A 19,213-nucleotide genomic window follows, 5' to 3' on the forward strand; every position below is an offset into this window, starting at 1 on the left:
TCCTTAGTATTTTATTTTTGTGTATTTTTTTCTGTTTTTAACTTAACTGATGCCCCGATATTTTCCTTTAGAATTCTAAGAAAAGTATTAAACTCAAGATTTAAATTCGGGTTGGCTAAAAACTGATTGTAAAGTTGAGAAACACTTCCTAGAGTTGCTTTTCGGAAAGTATTTGAGTCAATTCCTGCAGGTTCGGTAAAAACTCTATATTTTTCAGGGTTTTTCAGCTGACTTTGGAATTGTTCATAAGCAACTTTGAAAGCATTATTTTTTGCAAAAGCTGGATTCTGATCAAAACTTGATTCCAAATTTGCCTTAGTTGGATTGATGTTTGAAGCTGAAAATGCTAAAAAATCGCTCGGAGTTAGAACCATTTTTTTGTTATTTGGCCCGTCAAATTCAATTTTTTCCGAAATAAATCATTTAACAAAGTTAAGTGTGGCCTCATTTTCGACTTCATTATTGTAAAATCCAATCAAAGATGGGCCTTGGGACGTAACGATATTAAATTTATTTGACTCTTGTGTTTTTGAAGGCTCATTGAGAAACTCTAACTCGTCTTCATTAAGTTTTTGGTGTGATTTTGAAAAAATAAAAGCATTTTCAGGTTGATTGAAGAGTTTAACTTTGTTTTTTGCTGATTCAACATAAAGTGAAGAAGTATTTGAATCTTCTTTGACTTTATCACCAACTCACTTGTCAAAACCAGAATCAATTGCTAAAAAATTAAAACTGTTTAAATTAGGCTTTGATTTTATAGCATTTTTTATTTTTTCAATTAAATCCTTGTCATCAGTTTTGCTTAATGAAATTTCATTTTCTTGAACAGAAAATGCATCCGATTCATAAACATAACCGGTTGAATTATCTAAAATTTGGTGAACTTTTGCAATTGCATTTGAAGGCATATTTTCTTCACTTACTATTTTTCAAATTTTAGATTTTGAGCCAACCGGGTAGTCAAAAGTTTTTTTATTAACTTTTAGACGTAAAAAATTTTGTCCTTGTTTTTCAAAGTTACGTGAATAATCACTTGTTGAAGTAATTGCAAAAACTAATTGGTGATTTTTTAAAAATTCGCTAGCTCTAGTTCTGCCGCTTGTTGGACCAAGTAATTTATTTTTTACTAAATCTACCAATATTTCATAGGCTTTTTTTGTATTTTGGTGACTTTTGGTTGTCTCATCAAAAAGACTTGTATAGTTGAGCGAAGCACCATCAAGATTTTTAAAATAACTTGAATTTTCATACTCACCATCTGCCTGGGCAAAAGCTACAAAAAAGAAGAGTGCAGCTGTATCATTTAGTCCGAGTAAAAAGTTAACTTTTTCGGTTTGACTACCTTTTTCGGCATCTGGGAATGATTTTCTAACTCGACTTAAAAAATCAATAAGATCTTTGTAATTATTGAATTTTTCAAAACTAAAAGTATAACCATCAAAACCGCCTTGATCTGAAGGAAAACTTTTGTACTCTCCTCAGACTTTTTTGATGTATTCAAGATCAGTTTTTTTTGGATCTAGATTTTTAACTCGTGTTTTGTCAGACTCGCTAATTTTAAAATTAGGACTTGTTTTTGCTGATTCTAATATGTATGATAAAACTGGTTTGTCAAGCAAAAGTGCCTTTGAAGTTTTTAGTATTGGCAAAAAAGCTAGTGTATTTTGGTCAATTCCAGGTACATTTTTTGTTTCGACCAGAAATCTTTCATCATAACTATTTTTAATAGTCTGGGCTAAATCGCTTTGGGAGTTTAGATCCAAAATCATACCGTGTTTATTCAAACTAGCCGCCAGAGCTGGGTAATTTAGTGTTAAATTCGGCAGTTTTTTTGTATCTTTAACCTGTAAAAATGTTGTTAAATTAGTTTGATCATCGATGTAATTTGCCGCGCTTGGTTCTAATTTAACTGGTAAAAATCCTGCCTGTTTGTCTTTAACTTCGGATTTTTGGTTTCATTTTTCAAAAATTGTTTTTAGAGCTTGAGTTCGGGGATCTGTAAGTCCAAAAATTACGCGAAAATCGATTGTATTGTCATTTTCGGTTTCAAAATGAAGTGGATTGTCTTTTTGTGATTTTAATTCAGTGTGATTTGCATTTGAAAAACAGGATGTCAAAATAGCCAAAGAAGAAACCGGTCCTAAGCTAATTGCTGTTTTTAAAAATATTGACTTAAATTTGTTGATTTTTTCCATTGTTGTTAAATTTCTTTTTTAATAAGAAGATTTGCAGTATCTGTAATTTATATATTTATTTATTTTTTAAAAGTGACTTTAATTTTTTAATTTTATTGTTCCAAATTGCTCTCCTGTTAGTTTTTAAAATAAAAAAGCACAACGATAAATTATCTTAATTTACTTAGTCAAAACTTTAACAATTTAGACCAACTAACAATAAATAATTTCCAGTTGTGCTTAACATTTGAGATTATTATATAACTTTTTAGAAAAAATTAACAAAAATTACGTTTTTTTCTTAAATTTGTTGAATTTTTTTCAAATTTATTAAACTTTAATTTAAAAAAGTTAAGCCTTTTGGTCAAAAATTAACTCACGTTTGCTGAATTTAATTTTGTCTGCAGTGCTGTTAAAAATTTCTCAAAACTAGCTTGATCTTGGGATCCATCAGCAACAAGACGACCCATTTGGTTTAGCGTTGATTTTACCTCAAGACGGATTAGCGCACTTCTTGAGTCAACTGGGTCCATATAAAATGAGTTGTGCTGCGGGTCATCATTAACGGTTTTAAAATTTTTAAATGCGGCTCTAAAAGAATTATTTTGCTGAAATTGTTCAGTATTAGACAAATTTTGGCCAAAAACTTGTTTTGTTGGCGCTAGATAATTTCCACGAAATGCAACATATTCGCTCGGACTACCATGATATTTTGCCTCACCAGATTGGCCTTGGTATGTAAAGTCTTGTTTGTGGGTTAGCATTCATTTTAGGAAATTTTTTGTTGCAATATCTTCTTCGGCATTTGAGTGAAAAGCGATTAAATCTGGACCTTGGTAAGTATAAATGCTTTTTGAATCACTGCTTGAATTTTTAATTGGCTCTTGGAGGAAAACAACTTCATTTTGGTTTAAGTGTTTATCCCCACCTGGATTTTCAACACTGGCATTTTTTAGTAAAAAAATGTCGTTTTTGTCATTTTTATTTGTAAGATTAATTATTTCTGAGTCAGTGTTTTTAATTTTTTCTTGGTAAAACTTAGAAAAATCTTCACCAAAAACTAAATAAGATTGACGAGAATCTTTTGAATTAGAATCAACAAATTCCTTTACTTTTTTAGCTAGATTTGTGTCTTTAGGATCTAAATAAACATTTGAATCAGCATAAGTTGAACTTTTAGTCTCATTTATTAACTGGCTAATTTGACTTGTTAAGACATTTTTTAGTTCATAAATTGCTTTTTGGGAATCTTTTTGGTCTGGATCCAGCTCACGAATTTGGTATGCTTGGATTTTTGAAGAAAATGGAATTTTTTCAGTTTTACCATTTACTTGAAAAACAAAATTAGAGTTTGACTTTACAAACCGGCGTTGATAATTACTTGTTGAGGAAATTGCCATGGCAAGTTGGTGATTATTCATCAAATTGTTGGCAAAACTTTCTTGTGAAAATCTTCCTGGATAAAAAAATGCATCTGATTTAAAAAGATCTAAAATTTGTTCATAATTTTTCTTTGTATTTTGATAACTTTGCGAATTTTTATTAAATAATTTATCAAAACTAACTCGTTCTAATTCTTTTGATTTTTCCCTTGTTACCTCGAACATAAATTTAGAATAATCACCGCCAGCTGATGCAAAAATTTTGGCAAAAGCTAAATTTTCAATGTCATCAGTCCCAAAAGGAAAATCTCCTGTGCTAATGTCTGCCGGTTTTAATACAAATCCTTGTTTAATTCTTTTGGAAAAATCAAAAACTTTATCATAATATTTGAATGTCTCGTGAGAAAGTTCAAAATTCTGTCAAGGATTAGGGTTTTTATCGTCAAAACTTCGCGGTGCTCATAGTTTTTTAATATGCTCCATGTCTGAGTCTGGCAAGGAAAACTGTTCAAAAAAACGTTTGTCTTCGGCAGAATCTGCAATTTTAGCGCCATTTTTCTTTGCATTTTCAATAATTCAGGCCATAACAGGTCCATCTATAACTAAAGTCTGCGAAGATTTAACAAATGGAATTGTATAAATTCCCTTTTCATCAAGAGTTGCTATTTGAGTATTAGATTCGAGAAATTTTGGGTGATAAGTATCCTTTATAGTCTGGGCTAAATCTGGAAACTTGTTTAGATCTAAAAGCATTTTATGTTTAGCCGCACTTGCCGCAACAGCTGGATAATTTATTACAAGATTTAGGGTTTGATTTTTATCATTGGCAGAAAAAATTTGCTCGAATTTAGCAGCCATTACGGTGTAGTCTTTGTCATAATTTGGAGTTAATTTAATTGGTAAATACTCGTGATTATTTTGATCTTTAACTTCTGGTTTTTCATTTCAAAGTTTAACAACTTGATCTAAGGCCTGAAATCTTGGCTGTTTTTCATTTCAACTTGTTACAAATTGAAGCTGCCCGTCATTATTTCCGTCAAATTTAAATTCCTTAGCATTCGTAGTGCCTAATGTACAGGATACTAAGGCTAACCCCGAGATAAGAAGTGGTGAGAATAAAATTGGTTTTGCTAGTTTTTTCATAGTTTTTTGATCCGTCTTTGTTTTTTGTTTTGTTTTTAAAAATAAAAAATCATCCCAAAAAATAAATTGTTTGAATTAAAACATGTTAATAAAAACAAACGGTAATTTTTTGAGATGATTTTAAATTTGCCATCATTATAGCACAAATTTTCTAAAAAGAAAAAAATTTTAAAATTTATTTTTAATGGCCTGAGTTTGGCAGTTTGATGGCAAAAATTCACTTTTTAGTGAATATAAATACAGAAAAATACCCGAAAATCCGTATTTTTTAACTCTAAAATCTTAATTTTTATTATTTTAAAATTAACCCTTTGTAAAAAAAAAAAAAAAAACTGCTTGGTCTAAGAAAAAATTCTGTTATAATTAGACTTACTTAAGAATGAATTAATAAATTTTGATATTGAATCAAGGGGGAATTGGTTATGTTTTTGCTATAGAAAATCAGAAAATGCGAATTATTCATTATATTTTTAAATATGATGGAATGCCTTAAATTTAACCGTTTAGAAATCTATAAATTTAGGGCTTTTAGTTATTGTTCTTTCAAAACTTCACATATTTTTTTAGGCTCAATTTAGATAAAAATGAGTTTTCTATTTACATTGAGTTTAAATAGTAGTTGTATTTTTTTATGGTTTTTGTCAGTGTTTTAACTATAATTTATTTAAAAAACCATTTTTTTGCAATTTTGGGGATTAAATTAGCTATCTTAAGACTTGGAGCAAGTATAATTCAAAGGCTATTTTGTTATTAATTTGTGAAGTTTTGATTTCCGTATCTAATTTTGCAAGATTAATTATTAATTTTTCAATTTTTTTAATTCCGTTTTTATTATATAGTTCGACTGCTTTTTTAAGTTGAAAATCAGAAATATTAAGATTTTTAGTGATGTAAGAATCTTTTTTACCTGCTTTTTTATGTAAAAAAACAATAAAACTAAGCAATAATTTTGAGTTAATTTGTCCTAATAACAAGCCAATTGTGTGCCCTTCTAATAATTTTTGCCGGTAAAATTTTAGGACTTTTGTTAAATCAAAATCAACAAATGATTCAATAAAACCTCAAGTTGAATATGATGAGTAATCGCTTATATATTGGCGAATTATTGCTGAATTTATAGGTTTATTTAGAGTTTTTAGCTTTGCAATTTCATTATAAATAATTCAACCATTTAGCGGTAAGACTGATTCAAGCTCAAAAATTTTGGTTGTTTCTAATTCAACATTAAATTTTTTGACCATTTGAGCAATAAATTGGCCAACATTTTGTTTTGTAATTTGTTGGACTTCAATTATTTTAGCGGCTTGAGAAGCGAAATGCTTATAAATTCATGAATTTTTAAGAGCAAAATTGGTTAAATTTTCGTCAAAAACATACTTAAAAATGATTGTGTGTTTTGTCTTTGTGATTTTAGAAGCTAGTAGATTATTTAATTTTTCATTTTTTGAAAAAAGCAAAAAATTATTAAAAATTAATACTTTTTTCTCGTCAAAAAGCGACGAACCTTCAAGGTTTTCCTGTATAAAATCTAGAGAATCATTTACAAAAAAATTTATTAATAATGAGTTTTTAATTTCTGGGAGTCTGAAAATTTTTTCTTGGACAAGGAAATTGTCGCTTCCAATGATGAAAAACATACTAATGAAATTATACATGAAATAATTAAAAAAGCTAAACTGGATTGAATATTTAAAGTTAAAATTTGAAATTCCTGAATATAGCCAACACTCTGGATGAAAAACTTGCTAATTCACTCAACAATTTGTGGATTAAAAATGAATATAAGCAAACTTGCGTATAAAAAAGTAAAAAAACTGGTAAAAACAATCGTATTTATCGGAGCCATAAAGTTGTAATATGAATTTAAAAAAGTTGAAAAAATACTGCTAAAAAAATTTATAAATAAGAAATTAACAACAACTTTGTGCCAATTTTTTTGAAATTTTATCTGATTTATAATTGTTATTATAAAACTGATTGTAAATGTCAAAACAAACCCTACTGAGTAAAAAATCAAAGGATTTATAGATAAAATTAAAATTCCACTCATTGATAGAAGTTCTATTTTATTAAATTTTTTATTCAAAAATAATTTATTAACTTCAATGAGACCTCAGAATAAAAATCCTCTTAAGAATGAAATTGAAAAATTGAACAAAAACAGTTGAAAAGTCAAAAAACAGAAAAACAAAGGTTTGTATATAAATTGCCGTATTTTCAACATTTTGGAAAATGAAAAAAATAATTGTTTAAAAAGATTAATATGAAATCCTGAAACGACAAAAATTTGGTAGACTCCAAGATTTACTAATATTTTTCGAAATTCACTAGCATCCACTGGAGTTTCAGCAAGAAAAATCATCGGAATGAGCTTTTTGGAATAATTTTCTTGAATCGAGAAAAATTTTCTAACTTTTGCAAAAATAGTATTGCTTTCTTCTAAAAAAGTAATTTTTGCATCTTCTAAAACTAAAAATGAACCTTTTGACTTCAAATAGGAAATAAAGTCAAAATCTGATGCGTTTTTAGGTCTAACAAGTTTTCCGCTAAGTTTTAATAGTGTTCCAATTTCGTATTGATTCCCACGGATAAAAATTTTGTCATTCTCAAATTTTACAAAATTCCCAAAACTAACTTTATCGATAACTTTACTTTCAAAACTAACACTTGAATTTGTAATTTTTGGAAACATTAGCCAATAAGATACTAAAAAAAATAACAATAATATCAGCAAAAAAATAATTTTTTTAAATTCGCCAACAAAAATTAAAAATGAAACTGATAAAAATAACAATACAACTCAGGCAATTCTAAAATTATCAACTAGTAAAATTGTGAAAACACAACTTAAAAAAATTGCTAATCAAGAATAAAATTTTCTTGAAGAATTTTTAAAGTTGCCGAATCAAGATGCAAAGCTCATTCGATTTCTTTTCAAGTTATTTGTTTATTTTTTGATTCTTTTAAAAATGCATGTAATTTTGTTGCTATTTTTTTGTTAGTGATAATTTTTTCTAATGCTTTTAGAGTGATTTTATTTAATGTGGATTTTTTCTCTGCAGGTTTTAAAGAAATTTTTTGGTCACTTGTAACTTCTAGTTCGTACTCATATTGGCTAGTATCATATCCGTGAATTACATCAAAATCGGCAAAAATTTGTCGTCATTTTGTTCCATAATTGAAAAATTTTGTACCAGGATTGCGAACTCCATGTAAAATTGTTACAGAAATCTGTTTCTTTGGCGTGACATGAGATTGAAGTTTGTATGCCAAAAACGAGAATCCAGCAAGAGATCCAGCCAAAACAATTAAACTGATAACCTGTATTTTTTTCATGTACTTAGTTTAATTTTTTACCTAGTTTTTGTCTAAAAAAGGAAAAAAACATGAAAAAATGTTTGTTTTTCATGTTTGTATTTATATTGATAAAAGAAATTTAATTTTAAGGATAAACATTATAATAAATATCCTGATTTTCCAGTTTGATGCAAAAATTCATTTTTAGTGAATATAAACACTGAAAAATACCGTTAAATCCGCATTTTTTGACCTAGAATCTTAATCTTTATTATTTTAAAATTAATCTTTTGCAAAAAAAAAAAAAAGCTTGGTCTAAAATAAAATTATGTTATAATAAACTCACTTAAGAATAAATTAATAAATTTGGATATTAGAATTAAGGGGGGATTAGTTATGTTTTTTGTCGTATTAAAATAAGATAATGCGAATTATCCATTATATTTTTAAATATGATGGAATGCCTTAAATTTAACCGTTTAGAAATCTATAAATTTAGGGCTTTTGGTTATTGCTCTTTCAAAACTTCATATATTTTTTTAGGCTCAATGTAAGTAAAAAACGAGTTTTCTATTTACATTGAGTTTAAATAGTAGTTGTATTTTTTTATGATTTTTGTTGTTTTGTCCATAAATTGATTTTTGCCATTGTTTTAAAATAGGTAATTAACTTTTGCAAAGAAAGTTAAAAAGTGCCCAAAAACGGACACTTTTTAAGATTATCCCGAGTTTCCCAGTTTCATAAGGTAATTTTAAAAAAGCATCTGGTTTTAGGCAGTTTTTTAAATTTTTTGTTAAAAGTTAATTACAATTTTTTTTACCTATTTATTAAGATATTAAAGTAAAAATCGTACCTATTTCAAATATTCGGATCACTAGGGACACCATCGCGATTTTTAAATATCATTTGCTGATCTAAAGTGTTAAATTCAACCCTTTGTCTCAATTTTTGTAACATCGTTACTAAACCAACCTCAGTTAATTGATTGTTTTCAAATAACTTGTTATCGCTGATATGTTTGTTGATTTTAAAGATTATAGTTTTTAAAATAACTAGCGAGATAAAACACAAAAGTGTATGAGCTAGGATATGCTCGTCAATTCTTAAAAATACGGGCCGAATATTCAACAAACCTTTTAGACTTCTAAAATTAGCTTCAATATTCCACTGTTTTTGGTATTTTTCAACTATGTCTAAGACGTTCAAATTTAGCATATTTGTTTCATAAACATAGTAACCATCAAACTGTTTGTCTTTGTCAATTTTACTTTGATCTAATTCAAATTTCATGTTTGAAATTTCCTTAAAATATTTAGGTTTTTTACCAAACAATTTGTTTACCTCGATAAAACCGTCTTTATTTTGTTTTTTGATAAAACTTTGGATTTGCTCTTCGCGAGCTTTTCTGTCTTTTATCGCTCTTTTTGTACTGTAAGTAATAATTCTTCTTCTAATATTTTCGGTGTATCTTTTATTCTTATAAGATGAATAAAATTCTTCTTTTTTATACTTAAAATCCGCACTTACATTAACATAATCGCTAGGATCTAGTAAATAATTTTTAAATTTTTGAGTTCCTACCTTTGCACGATAAGAAATAATGAAATTATAGTTTCTTGATTCAAGAAATCGAATATTTGCAGCAGTTGACATGCCGCGATCAGCGATTATTGTCATATTTTTGATATTATATTTGGATTCAACATCTAATACAAAAGGGATTAATGTACTAGAATCGGCTGTATTTCCTTTAAAAACTTTAATATGAAAAGGAATACCATTTTTATCACACGCTAAGCCAATGACAATTTGGTCTTCTTTGAATTTAGCATCTTTAGAATAACCAGGAATTCTTAATCCATTTCTTTCAAATGTCTCAAAATAGACTGTTGATGAGTCAAAATAAAATTCATTGTCCCTTTTTCCAAGTTCACTTGTTACCATTTTGTTGACACTATTTAAAAGTTGATTTTGTGACTCAAAGACAAGATCTAAGAGTCTATAAAAGCTATTTTTGGAAGTATTTATTTGATTTGAGTAGTCATCTTTTTTATCAAAAGCATTAATAATGCTGCCAGGATCAGTGATCCGTTTTGAAATTAAGTAGTTAAAAATTTCTTTCATATTTTTATGTCTACTTTTAGGAAGTGATTCAAAAATATTGTGCTTTTCAATAAGTTTTTCAATTAATTCCCCACCAACAAAAACCGAACCTTCGATTATGGTGGAATTTTTAATAGAATCAAGCAAAGCAATCTTGACTTTATTCATGTCATCTAAATTTGAAAACAATTTCAACTTTTCTTTGATAATTTGAATAGCATTTGGATTAATTTTTTCCAAATTTTGCACATTTCCTAAACTAAATCACCGTTTTGGAGCTTTACCGTAACCTTGTGTTCAGCCAACATATTTATATAGTTTATCTTTCGAGTTTCCTCAAACATTAAATAAAACCAAATTTTGTTTTTTCATAATTTATAATTATACCATAAAAATTAATTTAAAAATGTAATTAAACGGAATTAATAAAAAATAAGGTTTTACGATAAAAAAATACCGATTTACCGGTATTTTTTTATATTTGTATTCACTAAAAAGTGAATTTTTGCCTTCAAACTGGGAAACTCAGGATTAACTTTTGCAAAGAAAGTTAAAAAGTGCCCAAAAACGGACACTTTTTAAGATTATCTCATCAAATTGGCAAACTCGGGAGAAATTTAATTTTAAGGAAAAGGTTATAATAAATATTTTTTTGCCCCAATATTAAAAATCATATTTTTCAATTTGACCATAATCGCGAGTATTTTTTTAAAATAATTGTTTTGAATAGATATAATAATAATTTCGATAGATAAAATTAAAAACCATGTTACTCACGAAAAAGTAAAAAATGCAGTTCTATCACCGGCAATACCTGTCTGGGAAAGGGTTGTGAGCTTTTGTCCCAATAAAGATCCGCCAAAAATTCCATAAAGAAGCAAATCATGAATTGAATCTGAAATTTGAACCGATAAATATTTAAAATATTCCTTATAAATTAATGGGAAAATATAGTGAGTTATTGTCTTAAATTTACTTCATTGGCGAAGTCTTAGCAATTTGTATTTTTGCCAGTCGATCGAATTAAGAGTTTCATTTAATTTTTTTGCCATTCCAAGGCCGTTTTTAATACCAACAAGAAATGTTACCCATAAAATTGGTTGAACAGCAAAACTCAAGAAAAGATAAAAAATAACAATTGATGGTATTATTCTAAAAAAATTAAGCAAAAATTTAAAGAATGATCATTTAATTCAATGGTTTAATTTTTCATTTGCAGCCAGTAGTCATAAAATTGAAACTACTCCAATAATTGCAAGACAGACAATAACTTGAGCTAAAAGTTTTCAAACCATGTAAATTGGATTGTCTAATTGTCCTTGTAAAAAAACACTTCAGTCAATAACAAAAAGTGATCCAAAAAAACGATTAATTTGATGTTGATTAACGTTTCATGACTCAATATCCAAAATGCTAATAATTAATAAGGTTAATATAAGAAATCCAAAAAAAATCCTTAAAATTCAATTGTAATTTACTTTTAACCATAAAATATATTTATTTTTTTGGTTTATATTAACAGATCTTTTGTGTAATATAAATTTATTAAAGAAAATTATTAAAAATTCCAAAAAAGTTGCAAAGACCAATAAAACTGCAAGTGGAATTCCGACAATTTTTCAACCCAATGCAGGATTTTGAACCCCATCATTAATTAAAATTCCAATACCAATGACTCCAGTTGCAGAAATAATCGTTGTTCAGCGAATATTTGCTTCAAAACTGAATAAAAATAGCCCAAAAAATTTATTAATTACAAAAGGTAAAATTTCATTTTTAAATGCAAAAAAGCGATTTTTTCCTTTAATTATCGCTTTTTGATACCCGCTTAAATCAAGTGAATTTAAAAAAGAATAAAAATACCGATGTAACCAAATTCAAGAAAATCAAGTCACAATTAAAATTGCCGCTAATTTTGGAGCAAAAATAAGTTTTAAAGGATCAATTATAAACGTGATTGGAAAGGATTTAAGAATTATAATAATTCATCAAATTATGCTTTTTAAATATTTATTTTTAATAAATTGTGAGCTAAAAAGCGCAGAAAAAAAAGCAAGAGTTGCACCGATAAAAGTGCCAAGAAATGTGTATTTAATTGTGATCCATAAAAATCTCATGCTTAAAGAAAAAACTGAATCACTATAATAAGGATGTTTGTTTGAAAAAGCAAACAAGTCGGTTAAATTTTTTTTAAAAAGGGTTCAACCATTATAATTAATTTCGGAAAAAATTGAGTAAAAAGATACAATAAACAAAACTAAAAAAACAAATGTGAAAAAAAGTTTTGTTTTTTTAAATCTTTGGTAAGGCTTGTTTTTAAATGCGCTAATGATCGTCATCTTCATTGTCATCCTTACCAAATATTGAATCTATTTGTTCTTGGTCAATATCTGAAAATGAATTATAAAAGTTAGCATTTCCATTGTTTATTAGTAAAATTCTGCCATCATATTTTTTCACTAAATTAATATTATGAGAAATAATAATTGTGATTGAATTATTTAATTTTCCAAAATCAATAATTAAATCAATGATTTTTGCAGCTGTTTTTGGATCAAGAGCCGAAGTTGGCTCATCAGCAAGAATTATTTTTGGGTGGTGTAACATGAGCTTTGCAATTTCAACTCGCTGTTGCTGACCTCCAGATAAGTCCTGAAAAATAGAGTAAATTTTTTCTTCCAAACCAAGTTGGCTCATAATTTTAATTATTTGTTCTCGTTGGCTTTTGGTTGGAATTGCAAATAAACTATAAAAAATATTTTTATACTTAGGTAAATTTTTTGCTAAATTTAAATAAACGCTTTGAAAATTTATTGAAGTTGGTGTTTGAGTAAGATATCCAACTGTTTTTAAAAATTTTTTTTTATTTTTTTTGTTTTGATCCAATAAATTTTGCTCTTGCCAAATTAGTTTACCTGAAACAAAAATATTTTGTAAAATTGACAGAAAAAACGAAGACTTACCTTGACCACTTGGGCCAATTACAAATAAAAGTTCTGTATTACATAACTTAAAATTAAGAGGATTTATTAAATTTTTTCCGTTTTTGTCATGTCTAAATGAAAAATCTTCAAAAATTAGACAGTTTTTAGTTTGATTTTGATTGGGCATAAATCTTACGGAATTCAGGGTCTTGTTGATTTACTTTTCTATAACCATTGTACCCAACGTTTGGACCGTATTCATCTTTTCCGTTTTTTGCCAGGTTAATAAATGCTTGAGAAATTAAATCAGCTTGAATTTTACTGAATTTTGGGCGGAATGAACCAATATCATATGAAGCTGGGTTTGTTAGCATAAAAATTTCAACTTTTGAGTCTGGTTTAGAGTCTGTTTCGCTTGAAGTATATTGTTTTGAATCTTTTTTATTTTCAGTTCAAGCAAAAGAAGCCTCATCATCAAAAGCAATTCTAAAATTTGGATCTTGACCAATTGCATGTCCATCCCCTTGAATATATTTATCTGAATGTCCTAGCCGATCTTCATTTAAACTAGCCGATCTAAAACTTGAACCAAAATGTTTTTTTAGAATATAATTCTGCATTTTAAATGTTCCAGCAGAAGTTAGATTTCCGTGAATTATTCCATAATTTCTAAATTTAGGTCAGTCTTTATCATGTCAACTTTTTTTAATTTCAGCTCTTGTTTTTTCATCGCCATAAATCATAATCATACCACGGTAATATGAAATTATTTTTCGTGGGTTTGATTCATCATATAAAAATCGATAGGCAATTGTGTCTCATTTTTGCGCATCGTTTGGGTCACTTGACCATTCATTATAAGGAGTTTTATTAAATAGTTCATTTAATTGTTTTGCCCCTTTATATAATGGGTCATTTTCTGTTCCATTGGTGTAAAAAACCGGCGATTCAGGGCTATTTTTAAAAGCTCATGTTAAAGTCTGGAGACCATTATAAAGTTGTTTGTCTTGGTCATCCTCGATAGTTGTAGTTGCATCAGCAATTACAAAATCGAGAGCATTAGCTGAGTTATTTGATGATTTTAATTGCAAAATTTTTGATTTTGCATCATCATTTCCAACAAAATCAAAACTCACATCAGGCAAGTCTTTAGTTTGTGGATTTGCCTCTTTTAGTTTCTTAAATTCTTCTGTTAAATTGCTAAGAAATTTATTAACGCGATCAGGTTCTTTAGATTTAAGTTTAAATCAACTTTGACCTAAACCAAGGTTAACTTTTGTATCTCATGTTTGAGCTAGTTGCTCTGGATTTTGATCTGAAGTATTGATACATGCAGAAATCACTAATGGTACTGTTAAAAAAGAAGAAAGAAAAGACAATTTTTTTAAAAAATTTCTTTTTTTAGAGTGAAATTTATTTTTTTTCGTCATTACAAACAATTTTCCTTTTGTGTTTTAGTAAACAAGGTGTTTTATGACGATTTTAGCATTTGCTTTTGAAAAAAAGGACAAACTCGTTACGCTAGTATTACCTAGATCAACTTTTAAGAGTTTTTCTCAGCCCAAAACGGACACCTCTGTTTACCTAGTCTAAATTATAGCATAATCATTTAAATAATTTAACAAAAAATAGTATGAAAAATCAAAATTTTTTTCAAAAAAATTCATTTTCTAATTAAATTTAAGGAATTTTTAACAAAAAGCAAAAATTTTTTATATAAACATTTTAGCAATAAAACTTGTTTTTAAATTTTTTAAATATTCAACCCCTCAGTTTCCAAGTTTGATGGCAAAAATTCACTTTTTAGTGAATATAAATATTCATAAATACCGATAAATCTGTGTTTTTTGACACTAACCTTAATTTTTATAGTTTTGAAATTAACCTTTTGCAAAAAAAAAAAAAAAATGCTTGGTCAAAAATAAAATTATGTTATAATTAGCATCACTTAAGAATAAATTAATAAATTTTGTATTGAATTTGGGAGGAATCAGTTATGTTTTTGTCATAAAAAAATCAGATAGTGTGAATTATCCATTATATTTTTAAATATGATGGAATGCCTTAAATTTACCCGTTTAGAAATCTATAAATTTAGGGCTTTTGGTTATTGTTCTTTCAAAACTTCATATGTTTTTTAGGCTCGCTGCAAATAAAAACGAGTTTTCTATTTGCATTGAGTTTAAATAGTAGTTGTATTTTTTTTATGATTTTTGTTGTTTTATCCATAAATTGATTTTTGCCAGTGTGTTTTAAAATAGGTAATTAACTTTTGCAAAGAAAGTTAAAAGTTCCCAAAATCGGACACTTTTTCAGGATTGTCTCACCAAACTGACAAACTGACAAACTCGGGAAATTTAAGCATTTTTAACAAAAAGCAAAATTTTTTTATATAAACATTTTACTTATAAAACTATTTCTTAAATTTTTTAAATATTCAACTTTTTGCTCATAAGCGAGAACTAGTGAGTCAAAAGTCTCAAAAAGTTGCGAAATTTTTTGTTGTTCGATAACATCTGGGGTGAATTTTAGCTCAATTTTGAGTACATTTGAGCTAATTAAATGCGGGATTGTACTTTGAGAAATGAATTTTTTGGAGTTTTTTTCGAACTGAATTGCAAAAAGTGTACTTTCAGGATATTTTTTTGAAGTCAAGATTCCACAATTAGAGGTTGCAAAAAATTTTTCTTCAACAAATTTAGCCGATCCAGGATTTCCGTGAGTTGAAAAAATTATTTTTTTCTGCGCCAAATATTCGTTGTAATACCCAAATATTCCCTGATTTTTTGTTTGTGATGAATAAACCGGGTAGATGTAGCCTCTCTCTCTCTCTCTCTCTCTCTCTCTCTCTCTCTCTCTCTACAGGTCTAGTTTTTATTTGGTTTTTGCTTAGTGTTTGTCCTCGGGAAATCTCGAATAAATTTTTGACTTGATCAGTAATTCAGGTTGATTTGAAACCTTTGAATCTAATTGAAGGAAAATCTGAATTTAAATTAGCAAACATTTTATTACTGAAATCATTTTTAAGATTTTTCAGGAACTGTATTTTTTCTTCAAGTTTATTAGCTAAATTTTCAAAAGTTTCAAAAAGTTGCGAAATTTTTCTCTGCTCGCTGATATCAGGGGTAAATTTTAGCTCAACTTTGGCCATTTCTGAACTAATTAAATGTGGAATTGGCCCTTGGGTAATATGATCGCGAGTGTTGATACCAATTGCAATTGCAAAAAATTCGTTTGCTTTGTACTTTTTTGAGATTAAAATTCCACAGTCAGCGGTTGCAAAAAATTTTTCTTTTCGAAAATTGACAATTCCAGCATTCCCGCTTGCTGTCCATGTTATTGCATTTTCAGCCAAAAAGTCTTTATAATAGCCCAAAATTCCGTTATTTTCTATTTGTGAAGAATAAACTGGATAGATATATTTTGTTGAAACAAACGCGCGAAAATATTTTTTGGTTAAATTACCGCTTCGATTTATTAAAAATAAGTCCCCTACTTTTTTTGTTAGTCATGCTGAGTCAAATTGTTTAAATCTAATTTGTGGGGAACATATTTTTTTTAACATTAGATATCCTTAAAGTAAAAAAGCAAAAATAATTTATATATTTTACTACAAATTCACCAAATCTAGCCTAAACAATATGAATTTAGCTATTTTTAAACAAAATTAATGTCTTAATTAAAAAAATCGCCTTGAATTTAAATCCACTGTCAATACAAAAATTTTTGCAAAAAATGTAATTTTGTTATCTAATTTTTAATTTTGACAAAAAATTAGACAAAATTAAAATTTATTATAAGATTTTACATTTTTATAAATAATAAAATCTTATCTAAATGGTATAATTAAATTAAAAAAAGCACAAAAAGGGGGCTAAAAAATGGACAACACCATCAATCAAAAATATATAATGACACTCGATTCAGGAACAACTTCATGCCGAAGCTTGGTTTTTGATAAAAATGGCGATGTAATTTCCATTTCTCAAAAGGAATTTCAACAATATTATCCACAATCAGGTTGAGTTGAACATGATGCAAATGAAATTTGGAATACTCAACTTTACACAATGCAAAGCGCCAAAACTCGCGCTAATTTAAAATCAGATAACTTTATCGCGCTTGGGGTCACAAACCAACGTGAAACTGTGGTTTTGTGAGACAAAACAACCGGTGAGCCGGTTTATAATGCGATCGTTTGGCAAGATCGCCGTACAAGTGACTTTTGTGATGAATTAATTTCACAAGGACACCAAGATTATATTAGAGAAAAAACTGGACTTTTAATTAATCCGTATTTTAGTGCAACAAAAATACGTTGGATTTTAAAAAATGTCCAAAAAGCTAAAGAAGTTTTGGCCCAAGGAAATCTTCTTGCCGGAACAATTGACACTTGACTTGTTTGAAAATTAACTCAAGGAAAAACTCACGCAACTGATGTCTCAAATGCATCAAGAACAATGATGTTTGATATCAAAGAGAAAAAATGAGACCAAAAAATACTTGATTTATTAGAAATACCAGTCGAAATTTTGCCAAAAGTTTTACCTTCTGCGGCCGATTATGGAATCGTTGAACCAAGTTTTTGATCAATTAATGCAAAAGGAAAAGTGCCAATTTATGGAGTTATTGGTGACCAACAATCTGCTTTATTTGGTCAACTTTGCACTGAAGTTGGAATGGTAAAAAATACCTATGGAACAGGATGTTTTACCTTAGCAAATACAGGCCAAAAAATTGTGCAGTCAAAAAACAATCTTTTAACAACAATTGCCTGACAAATTGGTGATAGTCCGGTTGAATATGCCCTTGAAGGTTCAGTTTTTATTGCTGGTGCAACAATTCAGTGACTTCGTGATGGACTTGGAATAATCGAAAATGCCGCTGATACTGATTATTTTATTTCCAAAACTGATAAAGACGACCACCGGACAATTTTAGTTCCATCTTTTACTGGACTTGGAGCTCCTTATTGAGATTCTTATTCTCGGGGTGCAATTTTTGGTCTTGAAAGAGGAACAAGAAAAGAACATATTATTAAAGCAGCCCTTGAGTCAATCGCTTTTCAGTCAAATGACTTAATCAAAGCGATGAAATCTGACTTAGGTCAAGAAATTACACTAATGAAAGTTGATGGTGGTGTTTCTAAAAGCGATTTTTTAATGCAATTCCAGTCATCAATTTCTGAGCTTGAGATCTCAAGGCCAAAAAACACCGAAACAACAGCAATGGGAGCGGCTTTTCTTGCAGGATTGCATGCAAAATTCTGAAAATCAATTGACGAATTAAAACAAATTTCACAAATTGACAAAACATTTAAGCCACAACTTGACCAAAATCAGGTTCAAAAACTAGTTGCAAACTGAGATCTTGCTGTTAAAAAAACTCTAAATTGAGTCAAAGACATAAAATAAAAGGAAATTTTACATGGAAAATATCATTTATTTATCTGAATTTCTGGGAACGGCAACGCTAATTTTGCTAGGAAATGGCGTTAATTATTCTGTAAGTGCAACAAAAATGTTTGCAAATCAATCAGGAAAATGGATTGTTATTGCCCTTGGTTGGGCTCTTGGTGTGCTTTTAGGAATTATGGTTGCTAACGGAATAGCCGGTAATATTTCTGTTGCCCATTTAAATCCTGCAGTTTCAATTTTTTTTGCTATCAACCAAAAAAACGCCGAACTTTTAGCACTTATTCCTTTGCAAATATTAGGGGCAATTTTTGGCCAGATAATTCTAAATACGATTAACTGAAGTCATATTAAAGAAACAAAAGCAGAAGTTATTGCCTCATGTCACCACACCGGACCGGCATTTAAAAAATCTTATGTAAGCAACTTTTTATACGAATTTATCGGAACTATTGTCTTACTTGCCACAATTGCCTTTTTGGATAAATCATTTCAAACAATGGGACCAGTAATTGTTGCACTAATCGTGCTTTCAATTGGACTATCTCTTGGTTCTTCAACTGGTTATGCTATAAATCCTGCGCGTGATTTTGGTCCAAGATTTATCTTTTTCCTTACTTCATTTGTCTTAAAAAAACATAATAATTTCTTGAATGTTAATAATTGAAAAGAAATTTATGGATTTGATTATTCATGAAATCCAATTATTGCCCCTAGTTTAGCCGCGGTTTTACTAGGTTTTGCGATTTAATTTGCCTGTTTTACTAAGTTTTTTG

The 19,213-nt window shown here is 28.4% G+C and carries 13 protein-coding genes and 1 riboswitch; of the genes, 2 read left to right on the forward strand and 11 right to left on the reverse strand.

Annotated features, from left to right (window positions below; translation table 4 throughout):
* Positions 1-11: 11 nt before the first annotated feature.
* The 11 genes from QJQ40_RS01670 to QJQ40_RS01720 all read right to left on the reverse strand — a co-directional run bounded on the left by QJQ40_RS01670 (position 12) and on the right by QJQ40_RS01720 (position 16,588).
* The gene (locus QJQ40_RS01670; protein WP_282861603.1) at positions 12-2,195 is read right to left on the reverse strand and encodes a P68 family surface lipoprotein; all 2,184 of its coding nucleotides are present in this window, start codon (positions 2,193-2,195) and stop codon (positions 12-14) included.
* Positions 2,196-2,545: 350 nt separating this feature from the next.
* Positions 2,546-4,699, reverse strand: a complete 2,154-nt coding sequence (locus QJQ40_RS01675; protein ID WP_282861604.1) for a P68 family surface lipoprotein — start codon at positions 4,697-4,699, stop codon at positions 2,546-2,548.
* 704 nt (positions 4,700-5,403) lie between these two features.
* A complete protein-coding gene (gene holA, locus QJQ40_RS01680; RefSeq protein WP_282861605.1) occupies positions 5,404-6,336 on the reverse strand; it encodes a DNA polymerase III subunit delta in 933 nt (310 codons plus the stop codon).
* Positions 6,255-7,391 (reverse strand): ComEC/Rec2 family competence protein, encoded by a 1,137-nt coding sequence (locus QJQ40_RS01685; protein ID WP_282861606.1) that lies wholly within the window; start codon positions 7,389-7,391, stop codon positions 6,255-6,257. The genes holA and QJQ40_RS01685 overlap by 82 nt, the downstream gene beginning before the upstream one ends.
* Before the next feature lie 167 nt (positions 7,392-7,558).
* The gene (locus QJQ40_RS01690) at positions 7,559-8,035 is read right to left on the reverse strand and encodes an MAG0490 family ComEA-like DNA-binding protein (protein WP_282861607.1); all 477 of its coding nucleotides are present in this window, start codon (positions 8,033-8,035) and stop codon (positions 7,559-7,561) included.
* A gap of 777 nt (positions 8,036-8,812) precedes the next feature.
* Positions 8,813-10,471 (reverse strand): IS1634 family transposase, encoded by a 1,659-nt coding sequence (locus tag QJQ40_RS01695; RefSeq protein WP_282860989.1) that lies wholly within the window; start codon positions 10,469-10,471, stop codon positions 8,813-8,815.
* Positions 10,472-10,734: 263 nt separating this feature from the next.
* Positions 10,735-12,444, reverse strand: coding sequence for an ABC transporter permease subunit (locus tag QJQ40_RS01700; RefSeq protein ID WP_282861608.1), 1,710 nt, complete (start codon positions 12,442-12,444; stop codon positions 10,735-10,737).
* Positions 12,425-13,210 carry an ATP-binding cassette domain-containing protein gene (locus QJQ40_RS01705; protein WP_282861609.1) on the reverse strand — a complete coding sequence of 262 codons (786 nt, stop codon included), beginning with the start codon at positions 13,208-13,210 and terminating at the stop codon, positions 12,425-12,427. Before QJQ40_RS01705 ends, QJQ40_RS01700 begins: the two co-directional genes overlap by 20 nt.
* A complete protein-coding gene (cypl, locus tag QJQ40_RS01710; RefSeq protein WP_282861610.1) occupies positions 13,188-14,453 on the reverse strand; it encodes an ABC transporter thiamine pyrophosphate-binding lipoprotein p37/Cypl in 1,266 nt (421 codons plus the stop codon). Before cypl ends, QJQ40_RS01705 begins: the two co-directional genes overlap by 23 nt.
* 66 nt (positions 14,454-14,519) lie before the next feature.
* Positions 14,520-14,611: riboswitch (TPP riboswitch) on the reverse strand.
* Between the two features lie 800 nt (positions 14,612-15,411).
* Entirely contained in the window at positions 15,412-15,837 is a 426-nt protein-coding gene (locus QJQ40_RS01715; RefSeq protein WP_080719442.1) for a restriction endonuclease subunit S, read from the reverse strand.
* Positions 15,722-16,588 carry a restriction endonuclease subunit S gene (locus QJQ40_RS01720; protein WP_282861611.1) on the reverse strand — a complete coding sequence of 289 codons (867 nt, stop codon included), beginning with the start codon at positions 16,586-16,588 and terminating at the stop codon, positions 15,722-15,724. The genes QJQ40_RS01715 and QJQ40_RS01720 overlap by 116 nt, the downstream gene beginning before the upstream one ends.
* 316 nt (positions 16,589-16,904) lie before the next feature.
* Here QJQ40_RS01720 and glpK point away from each other — a divergent pair, with 316 nt between their 5' ends.
* Together glpK and QJQ40_RS01730 are read left to right on the forward strand one after the other, a co-directional pair.
* On the forward strand, positions 16,905-18,437 hold the full coding sequence (gene glpK, locus QJQ40_RS01725) for a glycerol kinase GlpK (RefSeq protein WP_282861612.1): 1,533 nt from the start codon (positions 16,905-16,907) through the stop codon (positions 18,435-18,437).
* Between the two features lie 13 nt (positions 18,438-18,450).
* The gene (locus tag QJQ40_RS01730) at positions 18,451-19,188 is read left to right on the forward strand and encodes an MIP/aquaporin family protein (RefSeq protein ID WP_282861613.1); all 738 of its coding nucleotides are present in this window, start codon (positions 18,451-18,453) and stop codon (positions 19,186-19,188) included.
* The last annotated feature ends 25 nt before the right edge of the window (positions 19,189-19,213 follow it).

Origin of the sequence: Mesomycoplasma ovipneumoniae, from assembly GCF_030012565.1 — a bacterium.
Lineage (GTDB): Bacteria > Bacillota_I > Bacilli_A > Mycoplasmatales > Metamycoplasmataceae > Mesomycoplasma > Mesomycoplasma ovipneumoniae_D.